The organism is Chitinophaga sp. GbtcB8, from assembly GCF_019091455.1.
Taxonomy (GTDB): Bacteria; Bacteroidota; Bacteroidia; order Chitinophagales; family Chitinophagaceae; genus Chitinophaga.
Map to the genome: position 1 here is coordinate 524,534 of NZ_JAGXJN010000001.1, position 17,174 is coordinate 541,707.

Annotated in this window: 18 protein-coding genes; 5 read left to right on the forward strand and 13 right to left on the reverse strand. The window is 48.3% G+C overall.

The window, feature by feature from the left end:
* Positions 1-22 precede the first annotated feature (22 nt).
* Positions 23-610, reverse strand: a complete 588-nt coding sequence (gene ruvA, locus KVT36_RS02135; RefSeq protein ID WP_217601843.1) for a Holliday junction branch migration protein RuvA — start codon at positions 608-610, stop codon at positions 23-25.
* A gap of 147 nt (positions 611-757) precedes the next feature.
* Here ruvA and KVT36_RS02140 point away from each other — a divergent pair, with 147 nt between their 5' ends.
* Positions 758-1,756: a beta-ketoacyl-ACP synthase III gene (locus KVT36_RS02140; RefSeq protein WP_217601844.1), complete on the forward strand. Its 999-nt coding sequence runs from the start codon at positions 758-760 to the stop codon at positions 1,754-1,756.
* A gap of 182 nt (positions 1,757-1,938) precedes the next feature.
* On the opposite strand, the gene KVT36_RS02145 is transcribed toward KVT36_RS02140, so the two are convergent.
* From KVT36_RS02145 to KVT36_RS02155, 3 genes are all read right to left on the reverse strand, one after another.
* Complete coding sequence (locus KVT36_RS02145; protein WP_217601845.1) at positions 1,939-3,861, reverse strand: tetratricopeptide repeat-containing sensor histidine kinase; 1,923 nt, start codon at positions 3,859-3,861, stop codon at positions 1,939-1,941.
* Positions 3,862-3,864: 3 nt separating this feature from the next.
* The gene (locus KVT36_RS02150; RefSeq protein WP_217601846.1) at positions 3,865-5,793 is read right to left on the reverse strand and encodes a sensor histidine kinase KdpD; all 1,929 of its coding nucleotides are present in this window, start codon (positions 5,791-5,793) and stop codon (positions 3,865-3,867) included.
* Between the two features lie 122 nt (positions 5,794-5,915).
* Positions 5,916-6,611 (reverse strand): NUDIX domain-containing protein, encoded by a 696-nt coding sequence (locus tag KVT36_RS02155; RefSeq protein ID WP_202909327.1) that lies wholly within the window; start codon positions 6,609-6,611, stop codon positions 5,916-5,918.
* A 98-nt stretch (positions 6,612-6,709) separates the two neighbouring features.
* On the opposite strand from KVT36_RS02155, the gene KVT36_RS02160 reads away from it, so the two are divergent.
* Together KVT36_RS02160 and KVT36_RS02165 are read left to right on the forward strand one after the other, a co-directional pair.
* On the forward strand, positions 6,710-7,171 hold the full coding sequence (locus KVT36_RS02160; protein ID WP_217601847.1) for a GNAT family N-acetyltransferase: 462 nt from the start codon (positions 6,710-6,712) through the stop codon (positions 7,169-7,171).
* A gap of 12 nt (positions 7,172-7,183) precedes the next feature.
* Positions 7,184-8,029, forward strand: a complete 846-nt coding sequence (locus KVT36_RS02165) for a GNAT family N-acetyltransferase (RefSeq protein ID WP_217601848.1) — start codon at positions 7,184-7,186, stop codon at positions 8,027-8,029.
* Between the two features lie 99 nt (positions 8,030-8,128).
* Here the strand turns inward: KVT36_RS02165 and fabD are convergent, their stop codons facing one another.
* From fabD to KVT36_RS02180, 3 genes are all read right to left on the reverse strand, one after another.
* Positions 8,129-9,019 carry an ACP S-malonyltransferase gene (fabD, locus tag KVT36_RS02170; protein ID WP_217601849.1) on the reverse strand — a complete coding sequence of 297 codons (891 nt, stop codon included), beginning with the start codon at positions 9,017-9,019 and terminating at the stop codon, positions 8,129-8,131.
* A gap of 138 nt (positions 9,020-9,157) precedes the next feature.
* Positions 9,158-9,694, reverse strand: a complete 537-nt coding sequence (folE, locus tag KVT36_RS02175; protein WP_254639815.1) for a GTP cyclohydrolase I FolE — start codon at positions 9,692-9,694, stop codon at positions 9,158-9,160.
* A gap of 106 nt (positions 9,695-9,800) precedes the next feature.
* Positions 9,801-10,214, reverse strand: a complete 414-nt coding sequence (locus KVT36_RS02180; protein WP_089917804.1) for a 6-carboxytetrahydropterin synthase — start codon at positions 10,212-10,214, stop codon at positions 9,801-9,803.
* A 61-nt stretch (positions 10,215-10,275) separates the two neighbouring features.
* On the opposite strand from KVT36_RS02180, the gene mqnB reads away from it, so the two are divergent.
* Entirely contained in the window at positions 10,276-10,950 is a 675-nt protein-coding gene (gene mqnB, locus KVT36_RS02185; protein WP_217601850.1) for a futalosine hydrolase, read from the forward strand.
* Positions 10,951-10,961: 11 nt separating this feature from the next.
* The gene (locus KVT36_RS02190; RefSeq protein ID WP_217601851.1) at positions 10,962-11,753 is read left to right on the forward strand and encodes a 1,4-dihydroxy-6-naphthoate synthase; all 792 of its coding nucleotides are present in this window, start codon (positions 10,962-10,964) and stop codon (positions 11,751-11,753) included.
* Here KVT36_RS02190 and KVT36_RS02195 read toward each other — a convergent pair.
* The 6 genes from KVT36_RS02195 to coaBC all read right to left on the reverse strand — a co-directional run bounded on the left by KVT36_RS02195 (position 11,750) and on the right by coaBC (position 17,007).
* Entirely contained in the window at positions 11,750-12,589 is an 840-nt protein-coding gene (locus tag KVT36_RS02195; protein WP_217601852.1) for an aminotransferase class IV, read from the reverse strand. The two genes, KVT36_RS02190 and KVT36_RS02195, sit on opposite strands and share 4 nt — an antisense overlap.
* A 331-nt stretch (positions 12,590-12,920) precedes the next feature.
* On the reverse strand, positions 12,921-13,577 hold the full coding sequence (locus tag KVT36_RS02200; protein WP_217601853.1) for a 3-oxoacid CoA-transferase subunit B: 657 nt from the start codon (positions 13,575-13,577) through the stop codon (positions 12,921-12,923).
* A gap of 39 nt (positions 13,578-13,616) precedes the next feature.
* On the reverse strand, positions 13,617-14,309 hold the full coding sequence (locus tag KVT36_RS02205) for a CoA transferase subunit A (protein ID WP_217601854.1): 693 nt from the start codon (positions 14,307-14,309) through the stop codon (positions 13,617-13,619).
* Between the two features lie 19 nt (positions 14,310-14,328).
* Positions 14,329-14,808 carry a DUF4296 domain-containing protein gene (locus KVT36_RS02210; protein WP_217601855.1) on the reverse strand — a complete coding sequence of 160 codons (480 nt, stop codon included), beginning with the start codon at positions 14,806-14,808 and terminating at the stop codon, positions 14,329-14,331.
* Between the two features lie 23 nt (positions 14,809-14,831).
* Entirely contained in the window at positions 14,832-15,746 is a 915-nt protein-coding gene (locus KVT36_RS02215) for a DUF4835 family protein (RefSeq protein WP_254639797.1), read from the reverse strand.
* 37 nt (positions 15,747-15,783) lie between these two features.
* Positions 15,784-17,007 (reverse strand): bifunctional phosphopantothenoylcysteine decarboxylase/phosphopantothenate--cysteine ligase CoaBC, encoded by a 1,224-nt coding sequence (gene coaBC, locus KVT36_RS02220; RefSeq protein ID WP_217601857.1) that lies wholly within the window; start codon positions 17,005-17,007, stop codon positions 15,784-15,786.
* Positions 17,008-17,174: the final 167 nt, after the last annotated feature.

The window sequence follows — 17,174 nt, forward strand, 5'->3', positions numbered from 1 at the left end:
TATAGAGGTCAGGGTAATAAAATTATAGACTTTTCAGGGATTTCTTTATAAGCCCTTCCAAGTCGTGCAATAGTGGTTCTGTTTTCAGTACCCTTTGAATAGCCTGTTCTGCCACGTTACGGGCTATCCCCAGGGTTACCAATGCATTTAACGCATCTTCCTGCAATGTATTGTTTGTGCTAACAGATAAATGTGGTCCTGTTTCCTTCTGCCTTTTTATCTTGTCTTTTAACTCCAGAATGATCCGTTTTGCCGTTTTGGCGCCTATGCCTTTAATGCTTTCCAGCATTTTTTCGTTTTCCATTGCAATAGCGCGCTGAATGTCTTCCGGTTGCAGGGAGGATAACATCATACGGGCCGTGGACGCCCCTATGCCGGATACGCCCAGCAACAGCAGGAACATGCTGCGTTCCGCATCGTCAAAGAAGCCATATAGGGTATGGGCATCCTCTTTTATATGCAAAAAGGTGAGCAGCTTGCAGTTTTCCATCCCCTGGATCCGGGAGTAGGTATTTAAACTGATCTGTACCTCGTATCCCACTCCCTGCACTTCTACATACACCATTGCAGGGGACTTGTGGGTTAATTTTCCGGTAAGGTAAGCGATCATACAGGATTTATAAAGGCGCAAACTTACGGAAAAACTCGTAAGTGATTGTGCTTTACTTGAACTTCCGGTTCGTTATGACAACATAAGACTTTTGATTTTCTTTTAATATCGTATTTTTGCCCCCTAGTAAAACAATTGTTCCTACATATGAGTAAAATTACGGCCGCTATTACAGCGGTGGGTGGTTATGTTCCTGACTACGTACTTACCAATAAAGAACTGGAAAAGCTGGTAGATACCACGGATGAATGGATCACCACCCGCACAGGGATAAAGGAAAGAAGGATACTGAAAGGGGAAGGCAAGGGTACCTCTGAGCTATGTGTACCGGTAGCCCTGGAAATATGCCGCAAAAGAGGTATCAGCCCTGAGGAAATAGACCTGCTGATTGTAGCTACCGTAACACCGGACATGGTTTTTCCGGCTACAGCTAACGTGGTGACGGATAAGATAGGGGCTAAAAATGCCTGGGGATTTGATATTAATGCAGCCTGCTCTGGCTTTTTATATGCACTGGATACCGGCGCCCGCTTTATTGAAAGCGGCCGTTATAAAAAGGTGATGGTGATAGGAGCGGATAAGATGAGCGCCATTATGGACTACTCTGACCGTACTACCTGCATTATTTTCGGGGATGGCGGCGCCGGTGTATTGCTGGAGCCTGATACAGAAGGTTACGGCCTGGTAGACAGCATTCTGAAAAGCGATGGCCACGGCCGTGAATACCTGCACATGAAGGCAGGCGGCTCCAACAAACCCGCCAGCATAGAAACCGTTACCAACCGGGAACATTACGTATACCAGGAAGGTAAAATGGTGTTCAAATACGCGGTAGCCAATATGGCGGAAGCTGCGCACGATATTATGAAACGCAACCAGCTGACAGCTGAAAGCGTTTCCTGGCTGGTACCCCACCAGGCCAATAAGCGTATTATAGACGCTACGGCCCAGCGTATGGGACTGCCGGAAGCAAAGGTGATGATGAACATTGAGCGCTACGGCAATACCACCGGCGGTACTATTCCCCTCTGTTTATGGGATTACGAAAAACAGCTGAAAAAAGGCGATAACCTGGTGCTGGCAGCCTTTGGCGGCGGATTTACCTGGGGCGCGAGCTATATTAAATGGGCGTATGACCCGAAGTAACGCGTAGCGTTACTTGGCAATTACGAATTATCAATTACGAATTACGAATTGGGTAGTACGCAAGTAAGTGCTTAGCGGTACAACGTTCGTAATTCGTATTGAAATTTGTAATTAAAAATTGCTGTTATCTTTCTGTTATCTCCCGAACAACACTCCTCACCATACCACACAATTCGTAATTCTCAATGAAACGAGGGTAGTTCGTACACAAACGCAAACCCCTCCTTTTCCGGTGCAGCGCTGATATGGCCGCCCATTTTATCCATAAAATCTTTACAGATCACCAGGGCCAGCTCCGCGTCATGCCGGCGGAATCCCTTGTAATAGCTGGTGCCCCTGTATTCAAACAAATGCGGCAGCATAGCCGCTGTAATGTTGATCTGCAATACCTTTACCCATACTTTTACGGCGCCGGCTTCCTCGGTGGTTAACACCTGTACCTGCCCGCCCGGCGTGGAAAAGCTAATGGCGCTGTTTAACAGGCTGCGGTGCACAAACTGTAACATTTCCCGCTCTGCCGCTACCTGTATATCATCCGGCACCTGTATGCTGATGCTCACCTTTTTTTCCTGCGCGGCATGTTGTATGCTTGGCAGGGCTTCCGTCATCATGGAATAAATATTACAGGGTGCAGGAGCATATATAAATCCTGAAAGCTGTGATTTGATCCACCGCAGGATGTTATCAAAAACAGCCAGGGTTTCTGCAGCGGAATCCGTGATCTGGCTGGTGAGCTGCTCCATGGCAGGCTTGTCCAGCGAGTGGGCCTGCAGCATGGCTGCCATGCGGATGATGTTGTTTAACGGGTCACGGAAATCATGTGCTATTACTGAGATCAGCTTATTCTTAAAATCATCATTAGAGCGTAACAAACGGTTCTTTTCCGCAATAGACCTGTTCATATTATCCACGCGCAGCTCATATTTGCGGGAGTTGCGGTAATACCGGTAATACACAATGGTAATGCCGGTTAACAATACCAGCAGGGCTGCCAGGAACCAGATGAGGATGCGGCGCGTGGCCCGTTCCAGGTTACTTCCTTCAATGGCCTGTTGCTGCACCTGGTTACGCAGCTGCAGGGATTGCATCTCCTGCTCCTTCATAAAATATTCCAGGTAATTGATCTCTTCCCGCTGCCGTTGCAGGGTTAGCTGGTGCAGCGCCAGCTGGCGGATACCATTGCCATAATAAGCAATGTTACCGGCATCATTCACCTTTTCATAGTGCCGGTACAGATAAGGCAGCATTTTCATCATCAGCTCATAATACCCGGCCTGCTGCGAGAGCTTAAATATTTTTGCGGCATACAGCACACTATCTGCCGGGTAACCCATCGGAATAAAATCGTCCAGCACCCGGAAATACGCTGCTATGCCCAGGTGAAGGAATCCCTTTTGTATAGCCGTATCTGCCACCTTATTGATCAATACTTCCCCCTCCCTGCCATGCCCCTGTTTTAACAGGGTAACCGCTTCGAACATTCTTGCATATAGCCATTCCCGTGAGTAAGGGTAACGTGCGGTAATATTGCGCAGCTGATCATATGCCCATTTAACAGCATGTTGTTTGGTGCTGTCTTTTGAGTATTTAATGATATAGTTGCTCAGCACCAGGCTATACATAGAGTCGTTGGAAAGGCGGCTGCCCCAGGCCATGGCCTGCTGCTCATAGTACAGCTCCAATGATTTGTTGCCAGCTGCTTCATAGTCAATACTCAGGTTGTTCATCATGTGGCAAACGTTGGCTGAGTCGCCACTGGCAAGGTATAAGGCCATCGCTGCCTTTTCATAAGCAATGGCCTGCTGTATGCTGAACTGCTGCCCGTATACAATACCCAGGTTTTTCAGCGCACCTGCTTCTCCCCTTTTGTAATGCAGGCGTACCGCTATTTCCCGGGCTTTGGTAGCCAGCAGAAAACAGCTGTCTATATTACTCAGGTGATAGTACATGCCCAATTGATTCAGCATATCCACATACACCATACTATCCTTTGCAAAAGGTAAGCTGCTGCGCAGGCCTGCTATTTCCGCAGACTGTGCCCTGGCCCGGAAGGCCCCCGGCAACAAGCTGCCGCAAAACAATATGTACAGGATAATACGCTGCATTGTTTAACTGGTGGTTGAAGGATCTGTACATTCAACCTGTGGTAAGGTATAAGATAAAGCTGCACCCCGGCCGCTGGTATTGGCTGCCTGCACGCTGCCTTTCATCATGTTCATAAAATCCCGGCAAATGATCAGCGCCAGCCCGGCGCCCTGCTGTGGCCCTTTACGCGGCCGGTCTGCATGGTACTCAAACAGGTGCGGTAATAAATGGGGCGGTATGCCCGCGCCTTCATCGGTTACCGTTACGGTCACCTGCCCTTCATCAACAGCAGCTGTTACATAAATACTGCCATGGCGGGGCGAGAACTTAAGCGCGTTATGAATAAAATTGCGGTGTACAAACTGCAGCATTTCACACTCTGCCAGCACGCATACATTGCCGGGGATACGCACATTCACCTGCACCTGTTTTTCGGAGATCACATCTGTAAGGCTTTGCAGCGCAATGTTCACCAACTCCTGCACACGGCAGGGTTCCGGCGCATATACAAAACCGGATAGCTGGGAATTGATCCAGCGCAGTATACTGTCAAAAGTGTGCAGTGTGTTTTGGGAGCTGCGCTCTACACCGGTTAAAAGGGAAGCCGCTTCTTCCGGGCCTAAGGAATGCGCCTGCAAAAAGTTCATGATCTCCAGTATGTTCACCAGCGGCATGCGGAAGTCATGTGCAATAAGGGATATCAGCTTGTTCTTAAAATCATCATGCGTTTGCAGCAGTGTGTTCTTTTCACTGATCTCGCGGTACTTTTCTGTAAGCCGTATACCATTCTGCCGCGATCTTTTATATGCATAATAAAAGAAGGTAAGCAGCAGCATTACCAGCACTAATGACAAGGCCATACCGCCTGCCAGGTACTGGCGTTTGCGGTTTTCCAGGCGTTTTTTATCCAGCTTTGCCTGCTGTAAACGGTGCTGTAGCTGCAAGGCATTCAGGCGGCCGTTCTGCTGGTAATAAGCCATATAATCCAGCTCGCCCTGCGTTCTTGCTGCTTGTTCTTTTTCCAGTATGCTTAGCATTAAATGACTGTACCGGGCTGCAGTGGCGGGCTGCCCATGCTGGGTGTAGTAGGTATACAGCGCTGTGGTCATGGGTAATATAAGCTCCCAGTAACCGCCTGCTACACCGTATTGCACCATGCTTACTTTATGCTGTAAAGAATCCGGCTGTTTAAAGTACCCTTTATAGCCGGCCAGCTGCGCGCTGGCATACATGGCCAGGTAAGTATACCCATTGGCAGCTGCCTGCTGCATTATTTGCAGCAGCTGTTTTTCAGCGCCGGCAACATCGCCCTTTTTCATGCGTTCATTGGCTTCGTACAACCCGCATTTTAACTGCGTGCGTTCATCATGGTACTGGTTTGCCAGGCTGCGGACCTTTGTCAAGGCCCATTGTGCGGAATCTGCATGCAGGCTGTCATCTGCATGCACAAAGTAATAGCTCACCAGTATGGTGGCATACAGGGAATCATTATGCACGCTGCGGCTTTTATGCATGGCCTGGTGCATGTACTGCACGGCAGATGCCTGCTGCCCTATGTACTTGTAATAAATAGCCATATTGGCAAGCGCCTGGCATACAGCCGCGCTATCGCCCAGCTTTTCATAGGCGCGTAAGGCATGCAGGTAGGAACGGTATGATAAAAAGCTGTTGGAACGGAGGGCGTAATAATTGCCCTGGTTCATCCAAACCCCAGCCTGTCCTCTTAAATAGTTCTGCCGGTCTGCTATGCTGCGTGCCGCATTGGTGTAAAGTAAACAGGTATCCAGGTTTTGGGGCAGGTATAACACAGACAGGCGGTTCAGGATATCCACGTATTGTGTGCTATCCTTTATCCGGGGTAATTGTGCTTTTAGCCGGCTGATCTCCTGGCTCTGGCCCTTTAATACAACTGCTTCACATATCAGCCACACACAAATAACACCCCACCTCATAATATTTTTATTACGCTGAAGATGGTCCACTACATTACGGCTTAACGCATACTAAATAATATCCATGTAAAAAGAAGTATTATATGTGAAGATAAAGGAAAGAACGCAACAACTCACCGTCACTAGATCTCAAATACAAATCCCCGGCGGGTTAGCTGCTCATATTTTTGTTTATCGAACCGGTACAGGTGCGCTCCTTTTTTTGAGGTGGTTTTATCTTTTTCGTCCAGCTTTTCCAGTATGCTCATAGCCAGTATCTTTTTACGGAAGTTGCGGCGGTCCAGCTCATGCTGGTATATCTCTTCGTACAGGCTGCGCAGCTGCGACAGTGTAAATTTCTCCGGTAGCAGTTCAAAACCAATAGGGTGAAAGTGTGCGTTGTCTTTCAGTTTTTTCAGGGCATCTGCTATCATGCGGCCGTGGTCAAAGATAAGCGGGGGTATCTGGTGCAGCTCCAGCCAGTGTGCGCCATGTTCCGTAGCCAGTATATGATCATGCTCCTTAATGCGTATGAGGGCGTAATAGGCAATAGAGATCACGCGGGCACCGCTATCCCTTTCCACTTCGCCATAACAGCCCAGTTGATCCATGAAAATGTTTTCCAGGCCAGTGGTTTGTTTAAGCACGCGGGCTGCAGCAGCATCCGTGCTTTCGCCTTCCTGCACAAAACCGCCTACCAGCGACCATTCACCCTGTTTGGGATCTACCTTGCGCTGGATCACCAGCAATTTAAGCCTGCTGTCTTCAAAGCCGAATATAATGCCGTCTACTGCTACCAGGTGCCGGGGTTCACCGGCATAAAAAGAGGATACCATCATAACGCTACCGGGTTATTACCAATTTACGATTTTAGATTTTAGATTTACGAATTATTAACAGGGAGTAGATCTGCGTTATCAACTAATCACTTAAAGTAATGAGTATCACAATCAGGATTGCACGAAAAGAAGATTGTCCCCGGCTGCTGGAGCTGATCCGGGAACTGGCGGAGTATGAAAAGGCGCCCCAGGAGGTAACTGTTAGCCTGGAGCATTTTGAGAATGCCGGTTTTGGCCCGGCGCCAGTATGGAAGGCCTTTGTAGCGGTAACGGTAGCCGATGGGCAGGAGTTTATTGCCGGTTTTGCATTGTATTACATCCGTTACTCTACCTGGAAAGGCTGCCGCATGTACCTGGAAGATATTGTAGTATCTGAACGCTACCGTGGCAAAGGTATTGGTAAGCTGCTGTTTGATCAGCTGATCACAGAAGCAAAGGAAAAACAGTTCAATGGCCTTACCTGGCAGGTGCTGGAATGGAATGAGCCGGCTATTAATTTTTATAAAAAGTACAATGCGAAGTTTGACCCGGAATGGTGGAACGGGAGTATTGATCTGTAACAAGCAACAACCATGATCCGTTTCTCCCATCTCCAAAACATTACGCTGCCGGAGCTTTGCAGTGTTTTCAACCTTGCTTTCAGCGATTATATAGTACCGTTCCAGTTAACCGTGCCGTTGCTGGAACAAAAACTGCTGGGTGAGAATGTACGGCTCTCCCACTGCATTGGCGCTTTTGACGGCCCGGCGCTGGCAGGTTTTATATTACATGGAGCAGATACCTGGCCTAACTCCGCATTGCTTTATAACGGGGGTACCGGCGTAATACCGGCTTACCGCGGACAACACCTGGTGCAGCGCATGTATGCGCATTACCGGCAACAGTATAAACAGGAAGGTGTGCAGCGTATATTGCTGGAGGTTATCAGCACCAATACCCCCGCCATCAAAGCATATGAGAACAGTGGTTTTATAAAAACCCGTTTTTTTCATTGTTATAAAGGGCAGCCTTTTATAAAACAGGCGCGCAAAAATATTACCATCCGCACCACTGCCAATCCTGACTGGGCGCTGCTGAACACCTTTACAGACCAGGTGCCCGGCTGGGCCAACAGCACTGCCAGCATTCAGCGGGAAGGCCAGCATACCCTTACCTGGCTGGCCTATGAGCAAAATGAAATTGCAGGATTCATCAGTGTATATGCCAGCAACAAACGTATCCGCCAGCTGGGTGTACACCCGCAACACCGGCGTAAAGGTATTGGCAGCGCATTGCTACAGCATATTATACGGGTGCTGCAGGGGCCTTTTTCCATTATCAATATTACAGATGATAACAAGGGGTTACAGCAGTTCCTGCTTCAGGCGGGGTTTGAGGTGGCTGTGAAGCAATGGGAAATGGAGATGATGTACAAATGAAAGATGTGCAGATGTGCAGATGAGAGGAATACACCAGCGCATTAACACATCAAGGCATTCATCATTTGCACATCTGCACATTCGCATATTAGCACATTATTAACTCACCCCATTCACCACCGCTTCTTTATGGATCTTCAGGATCAAACCCTGTAATACTTTACCCGGGCCTACTTCGGTAAATTCTGAACCGCCATCAGCTACCATTGCCTGTACGGATTGTGTCCATCTTACGGCGCCGGTCAGCTGGTCGATCAGGTTTTGTTTGATCTGTGCCGGGTCGCTGATAGCCTTAGCTACCACATTCTGGTACACCGGGCAGGAGGGCGTGTTAAAAGCAGTACGCTCAATAGCCGCCTGCAGCTCTTCTTTGGCGGGGGCCATTAACGGGGAGTGGAAAGCGCCGCCCACCGGTAATACCAGCGCTCTTTTGGCGCCGGCCGCCTTCATTCTTTCACAGGCAATATTAACCGCATTCACCGTACCGGAGATCACCAGCTGCCCCGGGCAGTTATAGTTGGCAGGCACTACTACCTCACCGGTTTCTTTGGTAACTGCAGCGCAGATCTCCTCTACTTTCGCATCATCCAGCGACAGCACGGCTGCCATGGTAGAAGGCTGTTTTGCACAGGCCTTTTGCATAGCTGTAGCGCGTATGAACACCAGGCGCAGCGCGTCTTCAAAAGACAGGGTACCATTGGCTACCAGGGCAGAGAATTCGCCCAGGGAGTGGCCCGCCACCATTTCCGGTTTTGCATTTTCAATACCCATAAAAGCTACTACAGCATGCAGGAAAACAGCCGGCTGGGTAACATTGGTTTGTTTCAGGTCTTCATCTGTACCGGTGAACATGGTATCGGAAATGCGGAATCCCAGTATGTCATTAGCCTGCTCAAATAATGCTTTTGCTTTGGGGCTGGCATCATACAGTTGTTTTCCCATTCCGGGGAATTGTGATCCCTGACCGGGAAATACGTAAGCGTGCTTCATTACTCGTTGTAGTTTAGATTGAAATAGCTCTGCAAAGAAAACAAAAAAATCAGTTACTTAAACATTAGCCAATAATATAATAAAAGAACCTTCCAGGAATGTGATCCCGGAAGGTTACGTATGATACTTACTACCCTGTTATTTTCCAATGAGGCGCATAAATTCAGAGCGCGTACGGCCATCCTCAAACTGGCCGGAGAAGCCTGATGTGGTGGTAACGGAGTTCTGTTTCTGCACGCCGCGCATCATCATACACAGGTGCTGCGCTTCAATTACCACGGCTACACCCAGCGGTTCCAGTGTTTCCTGGATAGCATCCAGCACCTGGTGTGTTAACCGCTCCTGTACCTGCAGGCGGCGGGCAAACACGTCAACCACACGCGCTATTTTGCTTAACCCGGTGATGTAACCATTAGGTATATACGCTACATGGGCTTTGCCAAAAAAAGGCAGCATATGGTGCTCACATAAAGAGTACAGCTCTATATCCTTTACAATCACCATTTCGCTGTAAGCCTCTGTGAATTTAGCGCCGCGCAGAATGGCCTTGGCATCCAGCTGGTAGCCCTGTGTAAGGTACTGCATGGCTTTAGCCAGGCGTTCAGGCGTTTTCTGTAAGCCTTCCCGGTCCGCATCTTCACCTATCAGCTGCAAACATTCCCTGTAATTATCCATTAAACCGGAGGTCACATGCTCATCAAATGTTTCAGTCTTTTTGTATGCCATTTTGTTGTGCGATTTCTGATTTCTAAAGCCGGCGTCCTGTCTTTTGTTCAAATGCTCACTGACCGCCGTAATACTCTACATAAATGCGGGGCGTTTCATATAACTTAATGCAATGCAGCTGTGCTGCAGGAGGTAAGTTCTTAGCCAGCTCGTCCCAGATGGCAATGGCCAGGTTTTCGGCAGAGGTGAATTTACCTGCCATAAAATCCACGTCCATATTCAGGTTGCGGTGATCCACCTTTTCCACGATCACATCTTTGATCACATCCCCCAAAGTTTTGGCATTAAATACAAACCCGGTTTCCGGATCAGGTGTGCCTTTTATAGTTACATGTAACTCATAGTTATGACCATGCCAGTTATCATTGGCACATTTACCAAACACTTCCTGGTTCTTTTCCTTGCTCCATGCGGGATTGGATAATTTATGCGCAGCATTGAAATTCTCCACACGCGTTAAATAGATCATTATTGAAATAAAATTTTCGCAAAAATACCATTAATCCGCGAGCCAGCCGTAAGTTTACAGGATGAATCTACTGGTAGTAGCCGCTACAGCACTGGAAATCAAACCGTTCAGTGAATATTTATCCCAGGCCAGCCTGCCGCAAACTTGTCAGGTAGAGGTGCTGATCGGGGGTATAGGCCTCACGCATACTGCGTGGCACCTGGGCAAATACCTGGCCAGCAAACGGCCGGATGTAGCCATACAGGCGGGTATAGCCGGCAGCTTTAACCATAGCTGGCCTTTAGGACAGGTGGTTATGATAAGTAAAGAACAGTTTGGCGACCTGGGCGTGGATGACGCCGGTACCTTTAAAGATCTTTTTGAAATTGGGCTCTGGAACAGCGGGCAAACACCTTTTGCAGGCACCAGCCTCGTAAACACCTTTGCCGGCCTGCCCTTTACCCCGGACCTGCCGGTAGGCAGCAGCGTAAGCATTAACACCGTAACCGGCAGCCTGCCCTCCATTGAGCGCCTGCAGCAAAAATATACGCCCGATATAGAAAGTATGGAAGGCGCCGCTTTTCATTTTGCCTGCTTACAGGAAAAAATACCCTTCCTGCAGCTGCGCTGTATCTCCAATTATGTGGAGGTACGGGATAAGAGCAAATGGAACATTCCGCTGGCGGTTAAAAACCTGAACCAGGCGCTGGTGGAGGTAGTGGAGTCCATGCCCCATGGACCATCAACTAAAAACTAAAAAAACATACAATGGACTTATCGTTAGGCTTTTCACCATGCCCAAATGACACTTTTATTTTTGATGCCATGGTGAACAACAAGATCGACACGGACGGATTAAGATTCAACACAGACCTGCAGGATGTGGAAACCCTGAACAAATGGGCGTTACAGGGCAAGCTGGCTGTTACCAAGCTCAGTTTTGCAGTGTACCGGAAAGTAAAGGATCAATACAACCTGCTGAACAGCGGCAGCGCCCTGGGCAGAGGTTGCGGCCCTTTACTAATCTCTAAAAAACCTATTGCCCCGGAAGATGTGAAGGATTGCCGCATTGCCATTCCGGGTGATAATACTACCGCCAACCTGCTGTTCTCCATTGCTTTTCCGGAAGCTAAACAAAAGCAGGTAATGGTGTTCTCTGAAATTGAAAGCGCTGTGCTGGATGGCCGTGCAGATGTAGGCGTTATTATTCACGAAAACCGTTTTACCTACCAGCAAAAAGGCCTGGTAAAGATCATTGACCTGGGCGAGTACTGGGAAAGCACCACTGGCAGCCCTATTCCACTGGGAGGCATTTTTATCCGCAAAGATGTGCCGCAGGAAATACAGCAGCAGGTAGATGCACTGATCCACAAAAGCCTCCAATATTCTTATCAGCACTACCCGCAATTATCTGAATACGTAACGCAGCACGCGCAGGAAATGGACGAGAACGTAATGCGCCAGCATATTGATCTGTATGTAAATGATTTTAGCCTGGACCTGGGTCAGGAAGGCCATGCAGCGGTAGACCTGCTAATGCGGAAAGCTGGGGAATCTTAGATCACTCCTTCAAACAGTACTTCGTGTAAAATTGTAGCGGCAGCATTACCGTAACGGTTATTACGGAAACGCCCTACCCAGCGAATGCCATAAAGGGCATTGGTGAGGAAAATTTCATCGGCCTTTTCCAGGTCGGTGATGGAAAGGGGATATTCTTCCAGTTTAAACGGCAGTTCTGTTCTTAATAAATGTCTACGCATTACCCCGCATACGCCGCCCTCTGATAAGGGAGGGGTCATGATCTGCCCATCACGCACCACAAATAAATTGGCAATGGTAGTATCTGCTATCCGGTTGTGATGGTTAAGCAAAATGGCCTCATCCAGCTGATTCTGGCGGGCATACATGCTGGCCATTACATAGGCCAGGCAGTTATTGGATTTAATGCTGGACAGCTTATCACAGCTCTTACGGGCATCCGGGAACACATCTATCGTAAGCCCATCCTCATTCAGCTCAAAAATGCGCCGGTTCAGCTCTGTAGATTGTATAATAAAATTGGGCGTATTATCTACCGGGTCATAGAAACCGCCATTGGAACGGAATACGGTTAACCTTACCCTTGCCAGGCGAGATAAGCCATTGCGGGCGCATAACTCTGTTATAAGGCCGGTAAAATAGTCTTTGGTAAAGTTCAGGGGAACATCAAAGTGCAGGCGGTTCATGCTGGTGGACAGCCGCTCAAAATGCAGGTCCGACAGCAGCACCTGTCCCTGGTACACTTTCATGGTTTCAAAACAGCCGTCTCCATAGCGGAAAGAACGGTTATCTGCCGTAAAAATAGGTTCTGATCCAGGAAGAAATCTTCCATTGTAACAAATGAGTCCAACTTGCACTTCGAACGCTTTTTGGTGACAGGTTTTTTATAGGTTAGTTAAGTTACGAAAATTTAAGGGATACTTCTCCGGTGAATTAATAATTAACAATTAAGAATTAATAATTCCCGCGGCAGTTGCAGCGATTAATGATATATGCAAATAATAGATGTATGGTCATCCAGGTTGCAGAGCCACCCGGTTCGCAGGTATCACACGGTTTCAAAGGGCCATGGCTGGCTGCGGCGTGTTATAAGCTTAAAAGAAATGGGCCAGGCTTAGCAGCCTGACCCGTTTCTATATCTTAAAAATATCAGATCAATTTTTACATCAAACTCATCGTTTACATTTTCTACAATCTCATTTCAGGTATTTCTCCCTCAATGATCAACCGGCCGGCGGTTTTAGCTTTGATCTCCTCCACACTAATGCCGGGCGCACGTTCCAGCAGCTTAAAACCCTGCGGGGTAATGGCTAATACGGCCAGGTCGCTTACTATTTTTTTTACGCAGCGCACACCTGTGAGCGGCAGGCTGCATTGCGGCAGCAGCTTGCTTTCCCCCTTGGGATTGGTATGCATCATGGCCACAATAATATTTTGTGCTGCTGCACCAGGTTCCAAAGCGCCGCCCAGGCCTTTTCCCTTTTTGCCGGGAATTTTCCAGTGGGCAATATCCCCGTTGTCAGACACTTCCATAGCACCCAATACCGTGAGGTTCACCTTACCGGCGCGGATCATACCAAAGCTTTCGGCGGAATCAAAAAAACAGCCGCCAGGTAATACAGTTACAGTTTCCTTACCGGCATTGATCAGGTCGGGGTCTATATCCTCTTCGGCAGGATAAGGGCCCATACCCAGCATCCCGTTCTCAGACTGTAACATAATGGAAATGCCCGCCGGCACATAGTTGGATACCAGCGTAGGGATCCCAATTCCCAGGTTCACATACATGCCATCCTGCAGTTCCTGCGCTATTCTTTTTGCAATACCATATTTATCTAAAGCCATGATTCAATTTTAGATTTACGATTTTAGATTTCGGATCCCTTACATCTTCACCGTTTTCCGCTCTATCCTCTTCTCATAATCCTTACCCTGGAAAATGCGGTGCACATAAATGCCCGGTACATGTACCTGGTCGGGGTCCAGCTCTCCGGGCTGCACCAGGTGCTCTACTTCCACAATGGTAATATTGCCTGCTTTGGCCATAGAAGTGCTGAAATTGCGCGTGGCCTTGCGAAACACCAGGTTGCCCATGGTATCGCCTTTCCAGGCCTTTATTATCGCAAAATCTGCATGCAGGGCCAGCTCCATCAGGTATTGCTTGCCATTGAACTCACGCACCTCTTTACCTTCCGCTATCTCTGTACCATAACCTGCCGGCGTAAAAAAGGCGGGAATGCCCATACCGGCCATTTGTATACGGGTAGCCAGCGTGCCCTGCGGAATCAGGTCTACTTCCAGCTCTCCGCTAAGCAGCTGTCTTTCAAATTCTGCATTCTCGCCTACATAAGACGATAACATCTTTTTGATCTGCCGGGTTTGCAGCAGCAGGCCCAGGCCAAAATCATCCACTCCCGCGTTATTGGAAATACAGGTAAGCTGTTTAACGCCCTTGCGTACCAGGGCTGCAATGGAATTTTCCGGAATACCGCTTAGCCCAAATCCTCCCAGCATTAATACCGCGCCATCGGGTATATCATGCAGGGCTTCATCAGCATTAGCCACTACTTTGTTCATGTTTTGGTGTTTTACAGGGTTAGTGTTTCCTTTTCAGGAAAGGAAAGATGGTATCTTGTTTTTTTGAAATTACAGTATTCTTGGGATATGGAAAAAAGCTGCCGGGATTGTCGGCATACTGCTGCATCCTGTCTTCGCCTTCCAGGATCTTACGATCCTGTGCAATGGAGGCCTGCATCATATCATACACTTCTTTCAGGCGGTTGGCATGCGATTCATAGTAACGGTAGCTGAACATAAAATCCTTAACGGATATATGATGCAGGTCCAGGATCTGCCGGTAATATTCCTTTACTTTTAATTGCCGCATAGAATCCGGCAGGGGTACGCCTCTCATGGGAGAAATATCGTAGCTGTAGGCATCCGCCATGTTCATATCCAGCAGTATATCGCGCATTTTTTCTTTAGACAGTATGTTGGAAGGCACTTTATCTGCATTACCGCAGGCTACAGCGCCCAGCAGCAGTACAGCTATTACTATCTTTCGTATAATGGTCATCGTTTGGTTCGTAATCACTTGCTTTACTTCATTTGCTGATACTTGTTCGCATTCGTTATATCCATCTGCGCCAGCATTTGCGCAGCGCGGCTTTTGTCCTGCGGTGGCGCTTTGGAAAATATTTTCAGCAGCTCATCCGACTTGGCAGTGAAGAACGTTTGCAGCAGCATAGAATTAGGAATATCCTGCTGAATGGCGTACAGCATGTTCAGGCTGTTCATAACAGCTGCGCGGCCCTTGTTCATATCATCATACATTACATCCAGGCCCTGGCGATGATACTGGTACATTACATCATGAAAGCGGCTGAACTTTGCATTCAGCAAATTATCCTGCAGCCAGTAACGGTTACGGTTACCCTCAAATGCTTTCCAGCCGGCAATATCCTTGCCATCCGGCGCATTGCTTACTATGTTCAGCGCTTTTTTGAAAAAGTCATCACCACCGCGGGGCGAGAAAGAATCGTAATCCAGCCCCAGTATAATGTACACGTAATATGCCAAGGTAGCGGTCAGGTTAGATACCATGGGATCATTGGCCACTACCCGGTTATCACTGAATTCCAGCGGCTGAAATTCTACATAACGGAAAGCTACATTATTATCCTGCGTGTTCAGCAGGCTGGTTACATAACCGGAGTTAAATACCGGGCGGGTAGCCTGTATGGTAAGCGCAGCCTTATAAGCATTGGAGCCCAGGTCCTGCTGCACATTCAGCATAAAGTTGCACTCAATGCGTTCGCCTACAGTATAGGAGTCATTGGTCCAGCGGCGGTTATTTAAAAATTCCTTGATGGCGTTCTGCAGGGTGGTGAACACCTTTTTATCTACCCCGGTTACCTGGCCGGCCACTACGGTTACATTGGCGCGGATCTCCTGTGCACTGGCGGAGCTAAAAGCTAAAAGCCAAAAGCTAAAAGCTAAGAAAATATATCTCATAGGGCGGGGCCTTGGAGTGTGGTCCGTGGGCCGTGGACTATTTGTTTTCATGATGCAATTCAATTATAGCCGAAACAATATCCTTTGCTACTTCCTGCTTGGATTTCAGCGGCAGGGCAGTTTCCTTACCGTCGCGGTCAAACAGGGTCACTTTATTGGTATCGTGGTTAAACCCGGCGCCTTCATCTTTCAGAGAGTTCAGTACTACCAGGTCCAGGTTTTTGTCCTGTAATTTTTTCAGCGCGTATTCCTTTTCGTTGTTCGTTTCCAGGGAAAAGCCCACCAGCAGCTGGTCCTGGCCTTTGTTATTACCCAGGGTACGCAGTATGTCGTGTGTTTTTTCCAGCTCCAGCGTCATACCTTCATCCCCCTTTTTGATCTTTTTATCCACCACGGTTTTGGGGCGGTAATCTGCTACAGCAGCGGCCATTACCACAATATCCGACATGGGATAGTTGGCAATACAGCTATTGAACATTTCAGCCGCAGTAGTGATGTGAATGGTTTCCACGCTGGGATCTGCAGGGGCATAACGCGTAGGCCCCAGCACTAGCTTTACGGTAGCGCCGGCAGCTGCTAATGCATCTGCAATGGCAATACCCATTTTACCGCTGGAGTGGTTGCTGATAAAACGTACCGGGTCAATAGGCTCCACGGTAGGGCCGGCCGTTACCAATGCCAGCTTGCCTTTTAAAGGCTGCTGTAAAGGAATATTGGTTTGCGGGGTGTTGAAATATTGGCGCAGGAAAGCAATAATATTTTCCGGCTCTGCCATCCGGCCTTCGCCAAAAAGACCGCTGGCCAGCTCACCGCTTTCCACGGGCAGCTGCCGGTGGCCGTAAGACAATAATTTTTCTATGTTATGGCGGGTGGCGGGATGGTGCCACATATCCTCATCCATAGCCGGGGCAAACAATACCGGGCAGGTGGCAGACAGGTACACTGCCTGCAGCAGGTTATCGCACAGGCCCTGCGCCATTTTAGCAATGGTGTTGGCAGATGCGGGCGCTATCAGCATCACATCGGCCCAGCGGCCCAGGATTACGTGGTTATTCCAGCTTTGATCGTTTTTAAGGGCTACCAGCACTTCATTTTTGGATAAAGTGGAGAGCGTTAAAGGAGTAATAAAATCACAGGCAGCAGCGGTCATCACTACTTTTACCTGGGCGCCTTCTTTTACCAGCAAACGTATAAGGGTAGCTGCTTTGTAGGCAGCAATACTACCGGATACACCCAAGAGGATCTTTTTTCCTTGTAACATGGTCTTTCAGAGTTTGCAGGCAACAGCTTGCTGTGGATCTTTTTTATGCATGGCCAGCTCAACTGCCGGCTGGCTTTGGTGGCAAGCTACAAAACAAAAGCGGCAGAAAAAAATTGTCCTGCCGCCTCTTAATATAGTTGGCAGTTTGCAGTAAACAGCCTGCAGCT